General features: G+C 65.7%; 14 protein-coding genes and 1 tRNA gene. 8 read left to right on the forward strand and 7 right to left on the reverse strand.

Annotated features, from left to right (window positions below):
* Window positions 1-3 precede the first annotated feature (3 nt).
* Window positions 4-1,113, forward strand: coding sequence for a class II histone deacetylase (locus IF10I1_RS02140; protein ID WP_186392429.1), 1,110 nt, complete (start codon window positions 4-6; stop codon window positions 1,111-1,113).
* 223 nt (window positions 1,114-1,336) lie between these two features.
* A complete protein-coding gene (locus IF10I1_RS02145) occupies window positions 1,337-2,455 on the forward strand; it encodes a response regulator transcription factor (RefSeq protein ID WP_186392428.1) in 1,119 nt (372 codons plus the stop codon).
* A 107-nt stretch (window positions 2,456-2,562) separates the two neighbouring features.
* Here IF10I1_RS02145 and IF10I1_RS02150 read toward each other — a convergent pair whose 3' ends face one another.
* From IF10I1_RS02150 to hemC, 7 genes are all read right to left on the reverse strand, one after another.
* A complete protein-coding gene (locus tag IF10I1_RS02150; protein ID WP_186392427.1) occupies window positions 2,563-4,338 on the reverse strand; it encodes an SLC13 family permease in 1,776 nt (591 codons plus the stop codon).
* Window positions 4,339-4,513: 175 nt separating this feature from the next.
* Window positions 4,514-5,389, reverse strand: coding sequence for a hypothetical protein (locus IF10I1_RS02155; RefSeq protein ID WP_208977125.1), 876 nt, complete (start codon window positions 5,387-5,389; stop codon window positions 4,514-4,516).
* A gap of 701 nt (window positions 5,390-6,090) precedes the next feature.
* Window positions 6,091-6,166, reverse strand: a tRNA-Thr gene (locus IF10I1_RS02160).
* Between the two features lie 443 nt (window positions 6,167-6,609).
* Window positions 6,610-8,403: a heme biosynthesis protein HemY gene (locus IF10I1_RS02165; RefSeq protein WP_186414923.1), complete on the reverse strand. Its 1,794-nt coding sequence runs from the start codon at window positions 8,401-8,403 to the stop codon at window positions 6,610-6,612.
* Between the two features lie 26 nt (window positions 8,404-8,429).
* Complete coding sequence (locus IF10I1_RS02170) at window positions 8,430-10,304, reverse strand: COG4223 family protein (protein ID WP_186392425.1); 1,875 nt, start codon at window positions 10,302-10,304, stop codon at window positions 8,430-8,432.
* A 124-nt stretch (window positions 10,305-10,428) separates the two neighbouring features.
* A complete protein-coding gene (locus tag IF10I1_RS02175; RefSeq protein ID WP_094463677.1) occupies window positions 10,429-11,127 on the reverse strand; it encodes a uroporphyrinogen-III synthase in 699 nt (232 codons plus the stop codon).
* A gap of 8 nt (window positions 11,128-11,135) precedes the next feature.
* The gene (hemC, locus tag IF10I1_RS02180) at window positions 11,136-12,059 is read right to left on the reverse strand and encodes a hydroxymethylbilane synthase (RefSeq protein WP_050473949.1); all 924 of its coding nucleotides are present in this window, start codon (window positions 12,057-12,059) and stop codon (window positions 11,136-11,138) included.
* 187 nt (window positions 12,060-12,246) lie between these two features.
* On the opposite strand from hemC, the gene tsaD reads away from it, so the two are divergent.
* The 6 genes from tsaD (at window position 12,247) to IF10I1_RS02210 (ending at window position 16,433) form a co-directional block, all read left to right on the forward strand.
* Entirely contained in the window at window positions 12,247-13,335 is a 1,089-nt protein-coding gene (gene tsaD, locus IF10I1_RS02185; protein WP_186392424.1) for a tRNA (adenosine(37)-N6)-threonylcarbamoyltransferase complex transferase subunit TsaD, read from the forward strand.
* A gap of 126 nt (window positions 13,336-13,461) precedes the next feature.
* On the forward strand, window positions 13,462-13,911 hold the full coding sequence (locus IF10I1_RS02190) for an NUDIX domain-containing protein (RefSeq protein WP_186392423.1): 450 nt from the start codon (window positions 13,462-13,464) through the stop codon (window positions 13,909-13,911).
* Window positions 13,912-13,913: 2 nt separating this feature from the next.
* Window positions 13,914-14,918, forward strand: a complete 1,005-nt coding sequence (locus IF10I1_RS02195) for an NAD(P)H-dependent glycerol-3-phosphate dehydrogenase (RefSeq protein ID WP_123195300.1) — start codon at window positions 13,914-13,916, stop codon at window positions 14,916-14,918.
* A 97-nt stretch (window positions 14,919-15,015) separates the two neighbouring features.
* Entirely contained in the window at window positions 15,016-15,306 is a 291-nt protein-coding gene (locus tag IF10I1_RS02200; RefSeq protein WP_019965987.1) for a YciI family protein, read from the forward strand.
* A 2-nt stretch (window positions 15,307-15,308) separates the two neighbouring features.
* Window positions 15,309-15,734, forward strand: a complete 426-nt coding sequence (locus tag IF10I1_RS02205) for an EVE domain-containing protein (RefSeq protein WP_094463699.1) — start codon at window positions 15,309-15,311, stop codon at window positions 15,732-15,734.
* A 30-nt stretch (window positions 15,735-15,764) separates the two neighbouring features.
* Entirely contained in the window at window positions 15,765-16,433 is a 669-nt protein-coding gene (locus IF10I1_RS02210) for a methyltransferase (RefSeq protein WP_186392422.1), read from the forward strand.
* Window positions 16,434-16,447 lie beyond the last annotated feature (14 nt).

The following is a 16,447-nucleotide window of genomic DNA, read 5'->3' on the forward strand; positions in this document are numbered from 1 at the left end:
TCCATGAAAACAACCGGCTTCTTCACAGACGAAAGAACCTTCTGGCACACGGGCGGCATCCAGTCGCTGGTGCTGCCGGTGGGCGGCTGGGTGCAGCCGCCATCAGCTGCAGGCTTTGCCGAATCTCCTGAATCCAAGCGCCGTTTCCTGTCGCTGCTGCAGGTCTCGGGTCTTGCGGCAAAGCTTGACCTGCGCAGCGCCGAACCGGCGAGCCGGGAAGACCTGCTGCGCATCCACCCCGCCCAGTATCTCGACACCTTCCAGCAGGTCAGCAACGCCGGGGGCGGCGACCTGGGCGTCAGCGCTCCCTTTGGTGCGGGCAGCTACGAGATCGCGGCTTTGTCGGCCGGTCTGGCAAAAGAAGCCGTGCAAGCAGTCGTCTCCGGCAGCATGAAGAACGCCTTCGCCCTGTCACGCCCGCCAGGTCATCACTGCCTTCCCGGCACGCCGATGGGGTTTTGTTTGCTGGCTAATATTCCAATTGCCGTTGAAGCAGCCCGGTCGCGCTACGGGCTTGAACGCGTTGCCGTGGTGGACTGGGACGTGCATCACGGCAACGGCACGCAGGCGATCTATTACGAAGACCCGGACACACTGACGATCTCGCTGCATCAGGATGGCTGTTTCCCGCCCGGCTACAACGGCGCGGAAGATCGCGGTGCGGGGGCAGGGCTGGGCGCCAACATCAACATCCCCCTGCTGCCGGGCGGCGGCCATGCGGTTTACATGCGCGCCTTCGAGCAGATCGTCATTCCGGCGCTGGAGGCCTTCAAGCCGGATCTGATCGTGGTCGCCAGCGGCCTTGACGCCTCCGCAGTCGATCCTCTGGCGCGCATGCAGCTGCACAGTGGCAGCTACCGCAGCATGACAGCCGCCATCCGCGAGGCTGCCGACCGGCTCTGCGGCGGGCGGCTGGTGATCGTGCACGAAGGCGGCTATTCGGAAACCTATGTCCCCTTCTGCGGTCACGCCCTGATTGAGGCGCTGTCGGGCGAGACCACCAGCGTCACCGATCCACTGCTGGAGATGGCCCTGCTCTGGCAGCCCTCCAGCCGCTTTGATGCGCTGCAGTTCCAGCTTCTCGACGTGCTTGCGCAAAGCCTCGGACTTTAGCGGCGGACAGACCACAAGCCGGGGCGCACATCACAATGCGCCTCCGGCTTGTGCGGCAAGGTGAGCTCGGACAAACTCGTGCCGGGCTGTCCGGCGACGCAAGCTCACCGGGTGCCGGTATCAGGCCAGTTTCGGAAGGCAAAGTTCCGGACGGCCGGACTTCGAGAGGATGGGGATCGAAGTGGCAGAAGGCACAAGTGACAGCTCTGACGCGGGCCCACCTGTGAAAGGGCACAGCAGGATAAAAGCCCCTGGTCAGCCGGAAAAGCTGCAGGAGCCGGTCAGGCTTGACCTCGTCTCCGGTCTTCTGCGGCCGCCCCGCCGTCTTGACTTTGCCGAGACCCTAGCCCATGCGGAGGCGCAGGGGCGCAAGCTGAGCATTTTCCTGCTGGACCTTTATGCCGCCGCGGTTCGCGAGCCTGTCGGCCGTTTCGAGCGCTCCGTCTTTCTGCTGCTGGAGGAACTGATCCCTCTGGACGCAGGCTGGACAGGCGTTGCGGGCGCAGGCGGCAACCGTCCGGTCATACACAACAGCTTCACCCATCGCCTGCCGGAGACATTCTTCCGCGAATGGCTGGCGGTGATGCACAGTGATCCACTGGCCGACCTCTCACGGCTGATCATCGGACGCGCCAATGTCATCAACATGACCACCGCCACGGTGGATCCGGTTTTCAGCGCCTGGGCCGGCCGGTTCGGCCTCGCACAACTGATGCATATTTGTGCCGTCGATGGGCAATTCGGCCTGTTCGGCTTCCTGTCAGTCTACCGCTTTGACCCTGCGCAGCCCTTCACCGCCGCAGAAGCGGAGATCATCGAGACCGTGATCCCGCATCTAGCCGCTGCCATGCGGATCAACCGCACGGTTCAGCTCTTCCATCTGGGCAGGGACGGAACCGGGCCCGTCACCCGCGCCATCTGTGATGCCTATGGTGTCATCCACCGGGCGGATACCGGATTTCCCGAAAGCATCAAGGCCGAGTGGTCCGATTGGGAGGGGCCCGCTCTGCCCGCAGCGCTTTGCCGTCACCTGCAGACAACCCCGGATGCGGCGCTCACCGGCACCACATGCCGGATCGGCATAAGCAGTGTTGCCGGGCTCTTCGTTCTTGAGCTGCGGCCCCGGACCCTGATTGACCGGTTGGGCGCCCGGGAGCTGGAGACGATCCGGCATTTCGCCAGCGGGGCCTCCTACAAGGAGGTGGCACGGCAGCTGAACATTTCCCCCGCCACGGTCCGCCACCATCTGCGCTCCGCCTACAAGAAGCTCGGCGTGCACGACAAGGCGCAGATCTCGCGCCTTATCGGAGGACAGGACGAAAGCACCCGCCCGGGCCGCTAATACCAATGCTCGATGAGCTTGACTCATCGAGCATTGGTTAAGCCCGTGCGGCGCTTGAGCATTTTCAAGGCGTGATGCATCAGCATCGAAAGCCTTGGTATAACGCCTCAGAACGGGAAGAACAGGGGGATGGCCACCATGGCCACAAAGACAAAGATGATGTTCAGCGGCAGGCCGACGGTGATGAAGTCGCGGAACTTGTAGCCGCCGGCGCTGTAGACGAAGGTGTTCGTCTGATAGCCGATGGGTGTGGCGAAGCTGGCGCTGGCGGCAAACATGACGGCCATGATGAAGGGCCGGGGGTCAAGCCCCAGCTGCTGCGCCAGGGAGATGGCCAGCGGCCCGACCAGCACCGCCACCGCATTGTTGCTGACCATCTCCGTCAGCGCCGAAGTCAGCACATAGACCATGGCCAGAATGACGATCGGATTGGCATGGCCCAGCACATGCATCACTCCATCCACCACCAGCTGCACTGCGCCGGTCTTTTCCATGCCGATGCTGAAGCCGAGCATGCCGTAGATGAGGAAAAGGATGTTCCAGTCGATGGAATCAAAGGCATCCTGCGGCTCGATGCAGCGCGTCACCATCACGGTGACGGCGCCGATCAGCGCCAGCCCCTCGATGGGCATGACATTGAGCGCCGCCAGAACCATGACACCCAGAATGGCGGCAATGGCAATCGGGGCCTTCTGACGGCGGATCGGGCTCTCCTGCGGGGCAGAGAGATTGATCAGCCCTTCGCTCTGGGCCAGCCGCTGCAGGCCTTCCGCCGGGCCTTCCAGCAGCAGCGTATCGGCGAAATGCAGGCGGAGCGTGTTGATTTCCTTGGAGATATTGCGGTCCTGCCGGTGCACGGCCATCACATAGACGCCATAGGTGCGGCGCAGGTCCAGCGAATTGAGCAGCCGCCCGATCAGGCGCGAATTGGGGCCGACACTGGCCTCCAGCGTGATGCTCTGATCGGCGGCGACCGGCTCGAAGCCCTGGTCGGACACATCGCGGAACTCGATCTGCCCGTCCTCCTTCAGCGCCAGAATCTCGCCCGTACCGGTCTTCACCACGATGCGGTCACCGGCCTGCAGGGTGATGCCGTCCAGCCTGTTGCGCAGGGACTGTTCGCCGCGGAGCACGTCCACCACACGGCTCTGGCTGTTGGTGAAAGGCAGTTCACTCAGCGTCTTGCCGACATAGCGTGAGCCCGCCGGCACCAGCAGCCGCGCCATGAAGCGGCGCGAGCCGCCCTGCCCCAGGACGCCTGCCATGGACTGGCGCTCGGGCAGCAGGTAGCGCACGGCAAAGAGCATGTAGACAAGGCCGACAGCGGCGAAGACAAGACCGACGCCCGTCATCTCGAACATGCCGATGGCCGGCAGCCCGGCCTTTGTCGTGATGCCACTCATCAGAATGTTGGTGGACGTGCCCACCAGCGTCAGCGTGCCGCCCAGAATGGCCGCATAGGACAGCGGAATGAGAAACTTCGACGGGGTTGAGCCCAGCTGCGCCGAAACCGCGATCATCACCGGCGCCAGCAGAATGACCACCGGCGTGTTGTTCATGAAGGCCGAGGCAAGGATGGCCATCACCATCATGATGAAGACGGCCCTGAGATAGGAGCCCTTGGCCGATGCGCCGAGCCAGTCGCCCATCACCTGCAGAACGCCGGTTCGCTCCAGAGCTGCACTGAGGATGAACATCATGGCGATGGTGATCGGCGCGCCGGAACTGAAGACCGACAGAAACTCCTTGGTGTCGATGATGCCGACCGCCAGAAGCACGGCCGTGCCGGCCAGGGCGGTCACCTCCGGCGGATATATTTCCTTGAAAAAGCTGAAGAAAACGAGGCCAAGAAGGGCGAAGACGATAAACTGGTCAAGTGTCATGTTCGGACAACGCGCCTTTCAGAGCCGCAGGTTCGACGGCGGAGCCTAGCACCGGCAGCGCTTGCGATGAAGCAACCGCCGGACAACTGTTTCACAGGAACAGCAACGCCATGCCACGGCAGGGGGTTCCCGGAGAATGCGGTTCTCCGGATGCTCCGGCAAAGCGGTGGCCGCCTCAAAGGCCCGCCCGTGAGCGCGTCTGCCCCTGCGGCCCCGCCGGACTGCCCTGGCGGGCCCTTTGCCGGGCCAGAAGCTCCAGCCCCTCGCGCACGGTGCGCGGCATCTCCGGTGGCAGCGGCATGAAGCTTTCCTTCGGCGCAACCTTGCCATAGCGCTTTTCGCGCACCCGCCGGATGCGCCGCTTGCCGCGCTCGGACAGGCCCGCAGGCAGGTCAATCCCGGCGCGGTCCATGTCGATGAAGATCCGCTCCAGATCCGGGATTGCCTCGGTGGAGATGATGAAGGTGGACCCGTCCTTGCGGCGGAAGGTCAGCGCCGTGGAGGAGCCGGAGCCGCCCAGCAGCACCACGGCCTTTTCGGCTCCCAGCATGGTTGCCGCCCAGTCCAGCGTGCCGCGCACGTTGCGCAGCTTCAGCTCGACACGGGCAAGATCCGTGTAACGCACCCGGATGACACGGCCGAGTTCCGTCACCTCGAAGCCATTGCCGAAGAAGCGGATCCAGGAGGTTTCCTGCCGCACCGCAATCATGAAGACCGGGATCGACAGACCGGCGGGCAGAAGCAGCAGCAGGAACCACAGCCCGGCGCTGCCGGGCATCAGCCCCGCCCCGGCAAAAGCCGCCGTGAACAGGGGAATGCCGACGGAAAATCCAATGAGATCAGAGGTGAAGATCGAAGGGCGCCAGCGCGGCTGCACCGCCCCCGTGGGCGGTTTGCGGCGCGGCAGCGACGTGTAGAGCCCGACTGCCCCGCCAAGGCAGACAAGCACCGTGAAGGCACTGAACACGGTCAGCCCCCCGGCGAGCCCCAGAACCGCCAGCCCCATGGCCCCCGCACGCCGCGCAAGCTCAATGGTTCCCGTCTCGCCCAAACACCCCTCCGCCCGGCAGCCCCGAAAGCCCTGCCGAATCACACCCCGCACACAGGGGTTAACCATGACCTTGTCAAGGCAGCAAGGTCAAGATTGCGGCGCAAATGGGCGGTGGTGTTTGGCGGGATAGGGGGGGACGCTTCCCCAAAGGTCAATCAGATATCCCGGCCCGGAGCAGGAGGAAGCCTCAGCTCCGCCTTCTCCCGCATCGGTGATCCCTTCCTTGACGAAACCCTGTTGTTTCCGTCTTGCCATGGCTCGACCATGGCATCCATGCCCTTGCAGATCCCCATGCCGGAGCGGTAACGGGGGACGTGTCTTCACAGAGACTGAGCGTGCAGCACGGTCACGGAATGGATGCCATGATCAAGTCATGGCATGACGGAAGGAAGTTTGTGGAGCACGAAGAGGACTACAATCCAGCGCAGCCTTGGCTTTTTTGAAGAACTGGCGTCACCGGCACCGCTCGTAAGCGCGGCCGCGTATTTGCCTGCCGCGCTGATCTCGACATATTGAGCGAGAGGGCCAGACTTTAAAAAGAGCAGGACTTCGTTCAAACTTGTGAGAGCTCCTCACAAGTTGCCGCTTTCTCCAAATCACCCGCTTCAAAGAAGCTGCGAATCTGCTGTGTGACCGCCTGCCTGCAAACCGCAAAACAAGAGCGGACTCAAATACACAATAACGATCAATCAGGAAAAAACTGGTGCCGCTTGCAGGACTCGAACCTGCGACCCCATCATTACGAATGATGTGCTCTACCAACTGAGCTAAAGCGGCTTATCCGGCGGGAGCGGTGGACGCTCTTGCGGATGGTGTCCGGCGCAAGGCGCGGAGACCGGCACCGCTTGGTGCGGTGGTGCGCGCTTGATAGCGGAGGCGGGGCGGGGATGCAAGAGGGTTTCTTGCAAGATTGTCACCGCCCTTCCCGCCTGTGGATGCTTCAGCATCCGCGCGGCTCCGGGCGGCGTTTGACGGCCTGCGGCAGGACGCGCACCACAGACGATCAGGCGGATTGCTGCCGCAAAGGCCGGGGGCCTTGCACTCACTCCACGCCAGAGGGTTACGGCCAGATAAAGCGCGGGTCGACCAGCATCCAGAAGATGCGGTAGCGGTGCGTCCCTCACAGGTCCCGGCACAAGGCCGGGACGGTGCGTGGGGAGGCGTTGCGCGTCTTCCGGCTGTCCGGGGCGGCGCTGCTGCCCCATGGAATGCTCCCCGCCTCAGTTCACGAACTTCGGCTTGGGCAGGGGGACGTCGTCGGCAGCGTCCGGGCCCGGATCATCCGGCAGGCGGGGGAAGGGATAGGCGGCGGCGTGGCGGACGGGGCTGCCCGCATTGTCCAGAGCCGGTGCATCCACCGGCTGGTTTGCCGCAGGGTTGATAACATCAACCTGCGCCACGGCTGCAGCAGAAGCCGGGGCGGCGGCAGGCTTTCCGGTCTGCGCAGAGGCAGCACCGTTGACGGGTGCTGCGGCTGTCCCTACGGGCTTGACGGCTGGTGCAGCGGCAGACTTTTCGTCAGGCTTTTCTCCCGGCTTTGCAGCAGGTTCCGGCGTCAGGTCCATAACCGGCTCGCCTCCGGCTTCCGGCTTGGGCGAACGCACGGGCATATCGAAGGGGCCAGCCGGGCGGGCGGCCTCTTTGGCGGCCTCTGCAGCTGCCTCCTGCGGCGCGGCAAGGCCGGGGCGGTCGAACAGGGCCTCATCGGGCAGGTCCAGCGCCAGTGTGCCCGAGGGGGCGGGCGGCGTGTCCCAGACGAAGGCATCGAGGCGCCCCGTGACGGGCGAAACCGGCGACCAGACGGAGGACACCATGCCATCGGCAATCCATGCCTTGTCGAGCGGCGCGCGCACGGCGCGGGCGAGCCACTCGCGCATGCGGCCCTTGTCGCCGCTTTCGGCTTCTTCCAGATCCGCCATCAGCAGGAAAGCGTTGCGGGTGGGCTCGGAGCGCAGCACCTTTTTCAGCTGGGTGCGGGCCTCGGCGAATTCGCGGGCATCCAGCGCCACACGGGCAATGGCGAGCGCGCCTTCCGCCGTGTTGGGGCGCAGGGCTGCCAGCGTCTTCACGCGCTTCAGCCGGTCGGCAGCGGCATCGCCAATGCGGGCATGGGCATAGGCCTCGGCCAGATCGGGATGCGGCGACAGGCGCCAGGTGGCTTCCAGCACCTTGGCCGCCTTGCGCACATCGCCCTTGCGGGTGGCAAGACGGGCGGTGACGGCCGCAGCAGGCACCAGATCTCCGGCCAGCCCATGCGCCTCGCGGGCGAGCTGCATGGCCTGATCGGGATCGTTGTCTTCCAGTTCCAGCGCCCTTGCCGTCAGCAGCACGGCACGCTGACGGCGGTAGGCCGGCTTGTCGATGAGGCGGGCGGTGTAGTTCTTTTCCAGCGTGGCGATGGCCGCTTCCCAGTCGGAAGCAACCGCCTGATAGCCCAGCACCGCCTTGCCGGCCCAGTCGAGGCCGGGCTGCGCCCGCAGCGCCTCTTCGGCATAGTGGCGGGCAGCGGCAGGAGCGCCCTCACGCTCGGCCTCGATGAACAGGCCATGCAGGCCGAGAACGCGGGTGCGCGGATCTTCCAGCATGGTTTCAAAGCGGCGGCGTGCCTCGTCCCGGTCACCGGACATCTGCGCGGCCTGCGCAATCAGCAGCTGGGCGGCAGGCTCGGATGGCAGAAGCTTTCCGGCCTCAAGGCCATGCTTGCGGGCAAGCTTTGCATTGCCCGTACCCAGTGCCAGCAGGCCGGAGGACAGGGCCTGATAGCCCCGGTCACGGCGGCGGCGGCGGAAGAAGCGGCTGGCAATCTTCGGCGAGCGCAGCACGGTGAGTGCAAGCCAGACGGCACCAAGGAACAGCGCAAGGCCCACAATGACGACCAGCGCCACGGTGGCGGGCGGCTGTTCCCAGATGTAGCCATTCCAGGTGACGGAGACCATGCCCGGCAGATCGGCGAGCCAGGCGAACCCGAGCGCGGCGGCGAACAGGGCGGCGAAGAAGACGAAAACGCGGATCATGCCAGTCCTCCGGGCTGCGGGTCGGATCAGCTGCCCTTGCGGGCGAGGCTGGAGAGAACGTCCTTCGAAGTCTTTTCCGTAAGCTCATCAACGGCCACACGGGCGCGGGCCGAAGCGGCCCAGTCCGCACCCGCAGCCTTGGCCGCTTCCGGCAGTTCGTCATAAGCGGTCAGCGCGGCAGGCAAGTCCCCGGCAGAGACGGCATTTTCCATGCGCCGCAGGGCCGCTTCCGGCCCCTGCCCGCTGGCATCGCCCGGTCCGCGCACGGTGAAGATGGAGGCAGCACTGGAGGTCAGGCTGTCGAGGATCGACCCGTCTTCGGCTGGCTTGGCGAAGGTGGCGTGGATGGCGCGGGCCACGGGGGCAAATTCCGCCATCAGCTTCTGCTGCGGGGCAATGCCCTGTGCCGCATGGCTCTCCAGCAGGGCAATGTCCGTGCCTTCCGGCAGGCTGGCGCGCAGGGCGGCCAGTTCCGTCTCGAAGGGCTTGCCCGCATCCACCGCTGTCTTGAGCGCAGAGACGGCAACGGCGCGCGCTGCCATTTCGCGGGCGGTGGCATCGCCCATAGTGGCTTCCACGGCAGCAAGGCGCTGGGTCAGCTCCCCGGCTTCGGCTTTCAGCGCATCCAGGGACCTGCGGCTCTCTTCCGTTGCCGCCGTCAGATCGGCAGACAGGCTGGTCAGCGTGCCGGCATTGCGCCCCTGCGCGTCGGAGACCATGCGGATCGCCGCTTCCGTGCTGGTGGCCGCCGATTGCAGCGCAGCCAGAGAGGCAGACAGACTGTCGATGGCCTTCTGCATGCCGTCCAGACGGGCCATCAGCTGCGCATCAGGGGCCGGGGAGGAAGACGCGGGAGCTGGCTCGCCGCCTTCGGCAGGCGCTCCACCAGCCATGCCGTCCATCCTGCCACGTAAGGAATCAAGCTGGCTGGTCAAATCGGCAAGACGGGAAGATGTGTCACCGCGCAGGGCATCGATGCTCTGGGTGAGACGCGTATCAAGGCTGGCCAGCGCTTCAGGTGCAGGCGCCGGGGCCTCGCCCTGCGGCTGGCCCTGTGCGGGAGCCGCCTCTTGCAATTCGGCCAGACGGCGCTCCAGCGTGTCGAGACGGGTGGCGTCCAGCGCCGCCTGTTCGGCAACCTCAGCACTGAGCCCGGCGCGCAGCGGCAGATATCCAGCCAGATTGAGCCCGTAACAGGCGCCAAACACGGCGGCACTCACCAGCAGCGAGGCCGCCAGCGCACCGCCAAAACCGATGGAAGGCGCCGCCGGGCGGCGCGGCTGCGATGAGGACGGCGCCCGCTCGGCCTGAGCTGCGGCAGAAGACGAGGAAGCGGATGCAGCGGCCTGCTCAGCGCCTTGCCCGGAAGCACCGGGGCCTGCAGCATTCTGCGAAGCGGTGGAAGCGGCGGACGGCTTGGCGGCACCGGCCGCGCTCTGGCTGGCAGCAGCCGGGCTCGCCTGCGGCGCAGAGGATGCGGATGCAGCGGCTGGCTTGGCCGGAGAGGTGTCCTTGCCCGCCCCGGATTTGCCTGTGCCTGCGGGCTCATTGGCAGAACCGGCGGCAGCTTCAGCCGCAGGCTTCTCTACGGCAACCGTGGAAGACCGGATTTCCGGTGTGGGCCCGGCCGCCTTTGCAGGCGCCTTGGGCGTTTCCGGTGCATCTGTCTTGGGCGTTTCGGGTGTGGTTCCGGATTTTGCCCCGGTCCTGGCAGATTCGGTCCTGGCAGATTCGGTCTTGGCTGCTTCCGCCTTCGCCTCGCCCTTGGCCTCCACCTTCTCCGGCACCAGATCGATGGTCACCGGGCGGCGGGAGCCACCTGCCGCGCCGGATGAAGATGCGCCGGTTGCAGATTCGGAGCCTTTGGCGCCCTGACCGGGCTTGTCCTTTTCGGAAACCATGACCTCTTCCTCCTGTGGCATGACCGGCTTCAGGGCCATCAACTATACACAATACCGGCAGGGCAGGAACCGCTGACCCGGCGTGACATGATGTCTAACCGGCGCGAGCAGGCCACCCAGCCGGTTAACAGCGGTTTAAGGCGCGCAGGAACAGAGCCTCCTCGTCCGGCGTCTCCGCCCATTCCACAGGCCCCAGCGCCGTCAGCGGCGCCCCCGCCTTGGCCGACAGCGCCACCATGCGCGGCAGCATGGCGGGCGCAAGGCCGCGCAGCAGATTCGCGCAAACCTCGGCAGAACGGGTGGAATAGGCGAGCAGAATGTCGATCTCGCCCTTCACCAGCGCCTCGTTGACCTCATGCGGCCAGCTGGCGACCGGATCGGCCTGATAGACCTCGATCAGACGGCAGCCGATCCCGGCGGCGGCCAGGTGCTTTTCAAGATCGCCCGAGCGGTCCCTTGCGCCGAAATAGAGAATATCGCCGCTGCCGTGGCAGGCCTCGATCAGGCGCGACAGATCCTTGGCATCGCCGTCGGCGCTCAGCACCGAGGTGAAGCCGAGCTCCCGCGCCGCCGCCGCCGTGCGTGCACCCACCGTATAGACGGCAAGGCGCGCCAGTTCCGGCAGCTGGCGGTGCCCCACCAGCGCGCCGATGGCCTGCGAACTGGTGATGGCCAGCGCATCCACTCCGCCGAGATCAATCTCGTCCGGCGCACGGCGCACGATGTCCAGCGCGGGCGCCTCGATCACCTCATGCCCCATGTCGCGCAGGCGCGCGGCGGTTCGGGCACAATGGGGATAGGGCCGGGTGACGAGAATGCGCATGAGGAACCTCAGTACCGGAAGAAGGCAGGACCACCGAGAGACTGCAGGATCTGACCCGCCTCGCAGCCAAGCTCGAAGGCATCGTCAAGTCCGCCCTCGCGGGTGACGGCATGGTGCTCGCTTCCATCCGGGCGCAGGATAATGCCCCGGAAGCGCAGACGGTTCCCGTCCACTTCCGCCAGCCCGCCGATCGGCGTGCGGCAGGAGCCATCCAGCACCGCCAGGAAAGCGCGCTCGGCAGTGAGCCGGATTTCCGTGTCACGGTCATGAATGGGGGCGAGCAGCTTCAGCGTCGCCTCGTCATCGATGCGGCTTTCGATGCCGATGGCGCCCTGCCCCACTGCAGGGAGGAAGTCTTCCGTGTCGAGCAGGCTGGTGATGATATGCGCAAGGCCAAGGCGGCGCAGGCCGGCATGAGCCAGAAGCGTGGCATCCACCTGCCCCTCCTCCAGCCGCTTCAGCCGCGTCTGCACGTTGCCCCGGTACATCACCACCTCAATGTCCGGGCGCAGGCGCTTGATCATCGCCTGCCGGCGCAGGGAGGACGAGCCCACCACCGCGCCCTGCGGCAGATCCATGAGATGCTTGGCCTTGGGCGAGATGAAGGCATCGCGCACGTCCTCGCGCGGCAGGAAGGCCGTCAGCGCCAGCCCCTGCGGCAGCACGGTGGGCATGTCCTTGGAGGAATGCACGGCCAGATCAATGCGCCGCTCGATCAGGGCCTCTTCGATTTCCTTGGTGAACAGGCCCTTGCCGCCGGCTTCCGAGAGCGGCCGGTCCTGAATCTGGTCGCCCGAGGTCTTGATCACGACAATCTCGAAGTCGTCCTCCTTGAGACCATGGGCGGCGGCGAGCCGGTCACGGGTTTCATGGGCCTGGGCGAGTGCGAGGGCACTGCCACGCGTTCCGATGCGCAAAGGTTTCGATTGCAAGACGAAGGATCCGGGTGCTAGGGGCTGACCATTGAATTCATGATGACAATAGGTTCTCTAGCGCCATTGTCCAAGGCGGCACAATCCCGGATTATACGGGGCGGGCCGGATTGGGGCACCGGAGCACCTTTTGAGACACCGGCAAAGCCCGTGAAACCACGGCAGCCGCGACGGCGGGCAGGACCCCATGCTGACAGTTCTTGGCATCGAAACCAGCTGCGACGAAACCGCCGCCTCCGTGGTGCGCGGGCCGCAGACGCCGGAAATCCTCTCCAATGTCATCCGCTCGCAGATTGACGAGCACACCGAATTTGGCGGCGTGGTGCCGGAAATCGCCGCCCGCGCCCATATCGCCGTGCTGGACCGGATCGTGGCCGAAGCCATGGCGGAAGCTGGCGTCAGCTTCGATGACATCGACGCAGTAGCAGCCACCGCAGGCCCCGGCCTCATCGGCGGCGTCATCGTCGGGCTGATGACGGCCAAGTCCATCGCCATGGCTGCGGGAAAGCCGCTCATCGCCGTCAACCATCTGGAGGGGCATGCGCTGACGGCGCGCCTCACCGACCAGCTGGACTTCCCCTATCTGCTGCTGCTGGTTTCGGGCGGGCACACCCAGTTCCTGCTGGTCACCGGCATCGGTGCCTATGAGCGGCTGGGCAGCACCATTGATGATGCCATCGGCGAGGCCTTCGACAAGACCGCCAAGCTGCTCGGCCTGCCCTATCCGGGCGGCCCGGCGGTGGAGTGTATGGCTGCACGCGGCGATGCCGGCCGCTTTGCCCTGCCACGCCCGCTGATGGACCGGCCCGGCCTCGACATGTCCTTTGCCGGACTGAAGACGGCGCTGCGCACCACGGCGCAAAAGCTGCAGCCGGTGGACGAGCAGACCGTCTGCGACCTTTGCGCCGGATTCCAGAAGGCGGTTGCCGACGTGCTCGCCATCCGCACCCACGCCGCCTTTGCCCTGTTCCGCGAGCGGTTTGCCGGGGTTGAACCCGTAATCGTCGTCGCGGGAGGCGTTGCCGCCAATGGCGAAATCCGCCGTGCGCTGACATCTGCCGCCGATGCGGCCGGGGCCCGCTTCATCGCCCCTCCGGCCCGGCTGTGCACGGACAACGCCGCCATGATCGCCTGGGCCGGGATCGAGCACATGGTGGAAGCCCGCCGCACGGGCGCCTCCCTCGACGGCATGTCCTTCGCCCCCCGCCCCCGCTGGCCTCTCGACGAGACCTCCGCCGGTCTGCTCGGCGCGGGAAAAAAGGGCGCGAAAGTTTAAGGGCGCCCTGGCCTCACCAACGCAGGTCACCAGCACCCATCGAAGATGAAGTGCGCCTTCAAAACCCGGTTCCCTTCACGGGCGGGAGTTGCTAGGCAGGGGCGGTTTCGAAGGATGGATGCTGCCATGCAAGTGCGCCACAAGGCCTATGTCTACCTCACCTGCGGGCACAAGCTGCTGGTATTTGCCCAGCCGGATCAGCCGGAAATCGGCCTTCAGGTGCCCGGCGGCACGCTGGATCCGGGCGAGAGCCACCTCATCGGCGCGAGGCGCGAATTCTTCGAGGAAACCGGGCTGACACTGGATGGCGCCCTTGATCACCTCACGGATCAGGACCACGTGTTTGACAATGGCCGGGGGCGCGATCTGCACAAGCGCCGCCATTTTCACGCCACGGTGCCGGTGATTCTCAAGGACGAGTGGGAACACTACGAAATGACGCCGTGCGATGGCGGCGATCCGATCCGCTTCCGCCTGTTCTGGCAGGATCTGTTCACCGAGGTGGACCCTGCCGTGTTCTACGAGGGCTTCGGCGCACAGATCGGCCTGCTGCGGCAGCGCCTGCAAGGGAGATAGACATGGCCGGGATCGAGACCATTGCCGTTCTGGGCGGCGGAGCCTGGGGCACGGCGCTGGCGCTTTCCGCAGCCCGTGCGGGCCGGTCCGTCCTGCTGTGGGCCCGCGATCCCGCCCTTGTTTCAGAAATCCGCGCCCGCCAGACCAACAGCGCCTATCTGCCGGGCGTCACCTTCGACGAGCCGCTGACGGCCACTGGCGATATCACCGAAGCGGCAAAGGCCGATGCCATCCTGCTGGTGACACCGGCCCAGACCACCCGGGCCGTGCTGACGCCGCTGGCAGGGCTCCTGCGCCCCGGCACGCCGGTGGTGCTCTGCTCCAAGGGCATCGAAAAGGGCACCGGCAACCTTCTCACCGACACGCTGGCCGAAGTGCTGCCGCAGGCTCATCCGGCCGTGCTGTCCGGCCCCAGCTTTGCCGCCGATGTGGCGCGCGGCCTGCCGACAGCCGTAACGGTTGCCGCCCGTGACGGCGCAATGGCTGATGCGCTGGCGCTGGCGCTCGCTTCCGCCAGCTTCCGGCCCTATGCCTCGAGTGACCTCATCGGCACGCAGGTGGGCGGGGCGCTGAAGAACGTGCTGGCCATCGCCTGCGGCGCGGTGGCGGGGCGCAAGCTCGGCGCCTCGGCGCAGGCCGCCCTCACCGCCCGCGGCTTTGCCGAACTGACGCGGCTGGGCCTTGCCCTTGGCGCAAGGCCGGAGACGCTGACGGGCCTTTCCGGCCTTGGCGATCTGGTGCTCAGCTGCTCCTCCACCCAGTCCCGCAACTTCAGCTTCGGCTACAAGCTGGGCGAGGGCCGCACCGCGGAAGACCTGCTGAATGCGGGCGAGAAGCTGGCCGAAGGCGTGTTCTCGGCTGAAATCGCCGTGGAACTGGGCGAGCGGCACGGGGTCGATCTGCCGGTCTGCAAGGTGGTGGCCGATGTGATCGCCGCCCGGCTGACCATTGACGAGGCGCTGAACCGGCTGATGAGCCGCCCGCTGCGGCGCGAGGCCGGAGCCTGATGCAGGCTGCCGCAAGATTTGCGTGAGCCCCGGCGATTTTGCCGCTTCATTCCACCGTCAAATGTTCTAACCTGCGGCACAAACAGGAGGTTCTTCCATGCTTTATGCCCTGATCTGCACCGACAAGCCCGGCGCCCTGCAGACGCGCCTCGACAACCGCCCGGCGCATGTGGAATTTCTCAAGGCCATGGGCAGCCGTTTGAAGGCGGCCGGTCCCTTTCTCGATGACGCCGGCAACATGACCGGCAGCCTCGTCATCATCGAAGCGGAGAACCGGGACGAAGCCCTCGCCGTTTCGCAGGAAGACCCCTACGCCCGCGCCGGACTTTTTGCCTCCGTCGAGATTCGCCCGTGGAACTGGGTGATCAAGAACCCGGAGGCGCAGTGACCGTGAAATACTGGCTGATCAAGTCCGAGCCGGACGTCTGGTCCTGGGAAATGCAGAAAGCCAAGGGCGCTGCGGGCGAGGAATGGACGGGCGTGCGCAATTATCTGGCCCGCAACAACATGCGTGCCATGTCGCTGGGTGACCGGGCCTTCTTCTATCACTCCAACATCGGCAAGGAGATTGTCGGCGTGGCGGAAGTGTGCAGCGGCACTGCGCAGGATAGCACGACGGATGATCCGCGCTGGGACTGCGTGCATTTCCGCGCCGTCTGCGACGTGCCGAAGCCCGTCACGCTGGCCGCCGTCAAGGCCGAGCCGCGCCTTGCCCAGATGGCCCTCGTCACCTCCATGCGCCTGTCGGTGCAGCCGGTGACGGAAGAGGAATGGAAAGTGGTGTGCGAGATGGGCGGGCTCGATCCGAACGTCTGATTCCCTTTTCCCGCAGTTCAGGAGACCGGATTGACCGGCATTGCAGATCCGAAGCACTTCATCGAGACGAACACGGAAGTGCTCGCCGTCCCGCATGCCAGCGAAATCCGGCTCCACCTCGCCAGCGAAGCCATGGACCTGTGGCAGAAAACCGAGGATGAGCTGGGCGAAATCGGCCTGCCGCCGCCCTTCTGGGCCTTTGCCTGGGCAGGCGGGCAGGCGCTGGCGCGCTATCTCCTCGACAATCCGGATCTGGTGCGGGGCAAGACGGTGACGGATTTTGCCGCCGGCTCCGGCATTGTCGGCATCGCCGCGATGATGGCAGGGGCCGCATCGGTGTCGGCCGTGGAAATCGACCGCTTTGCCATCGAAGCCATCCGCCTCAATGCGGCGCTCAACGGCGTCACGCTGGCCACGAAGCTGGGCGACATCACCGGCACTCCGCCGCCGCAGACGGACCTGATGATCTGCGGCGATGTGTTCTACGAGCTGCCCATGTCGCGCAAGCTGATTGCCTGGCTCGACCAGCTGGACGAGGCCCGCACCCTGATTCTCGTCGGTGATCCGGGCCGGTCCTATCTGCCGAAGGAAAGGCTGGAGCATCTGGCCACCTATACGGTGCCGGTGATCCGCAGCCTTGAAGATTCGGAAGTGAAGAAAACCAGCGTTTACCGCTTCCGGCCAGTTCCGGGTGGTTGATTCACCGGGGCCGT

The sequence above is a fragment of the Pannonibacter sp. I15F10I1 genome (assembly GCF_900185665.1).
In the GTDB taxonomy this organism is placed as follows: Bacteria; Pseudomonadota; Alphaproteobacteria; order Rhizobiales; family Stappiaceae; genus Pannonibacter; species Pannonibacter indicus.

Bases quoted from the DNA above. Each gene is read 5' to 3' on its own strand.
- IF10I1_RS02140 (WP_186392429.1), top strand. From the start codon at position 4: ATGAAAACAACCGGCTTCTTCACAGACGAAAGAACCTTCTGGCACACG.
- IF10I1_RS02150 (WP_186392427.1), bottom strand. From the start codon at position 4,338: ATGACACTTGACCAGTTTATCGTCTTCGCCCTTCTTGGCCTCGTTTTC.
- IF10I1_RS02165 (WP_186414923.1), bottom strand. From the start codon at position 8,403: ATGATCCGCGTTTTCGTCTTCTTCGCCGCCCTGTTCGCCGCCGCGCTC.
- IF10I1_RS02170 (WP_186392425.1), bottom strand. From the start codon at position 10,304: ATGGTTTCCGAAAAGGACAAGCCCGGTCAGGGCGCCAAAGGCTCCGAA.
- IF10I1_RS02175 (WP_094463677.1), bottom strand. From the start codon at position 11,127: ATGCGCATTCTCGTCACCCGGCCCTATCCCCATTGTGCCCGAACCGCC.
- tsaD (WP_186392424.1), top strand. From the start codon at position 12,247: ATGCTGACAGTTCTTGGCATCGAAACCAGCTGCGACGAAACCGCCGCC.
- IF10I1_RS02190 (WP_186392423.1), top strand. From the start codon at position 13,462: ATGCAAGTGCGCCACAAGGCCTATGTCTACCTCACCTGCGGGCACAAG.
- IF10I1_RS02195 (WP_123195300.1), top strand. From the start codon at position 13,914: ATGGCCGGGATCGAGACCATTGCCGTTCTGGGCGGCGGAGCCTGGGGC.
- IF10I1_RS02200 (WP_019965987.1), top strand. From the start codon at position 15,016: ATGCTTTATGCCCTGATCTGCACCGACAAGCCCGGCGCCCTGCAGACG.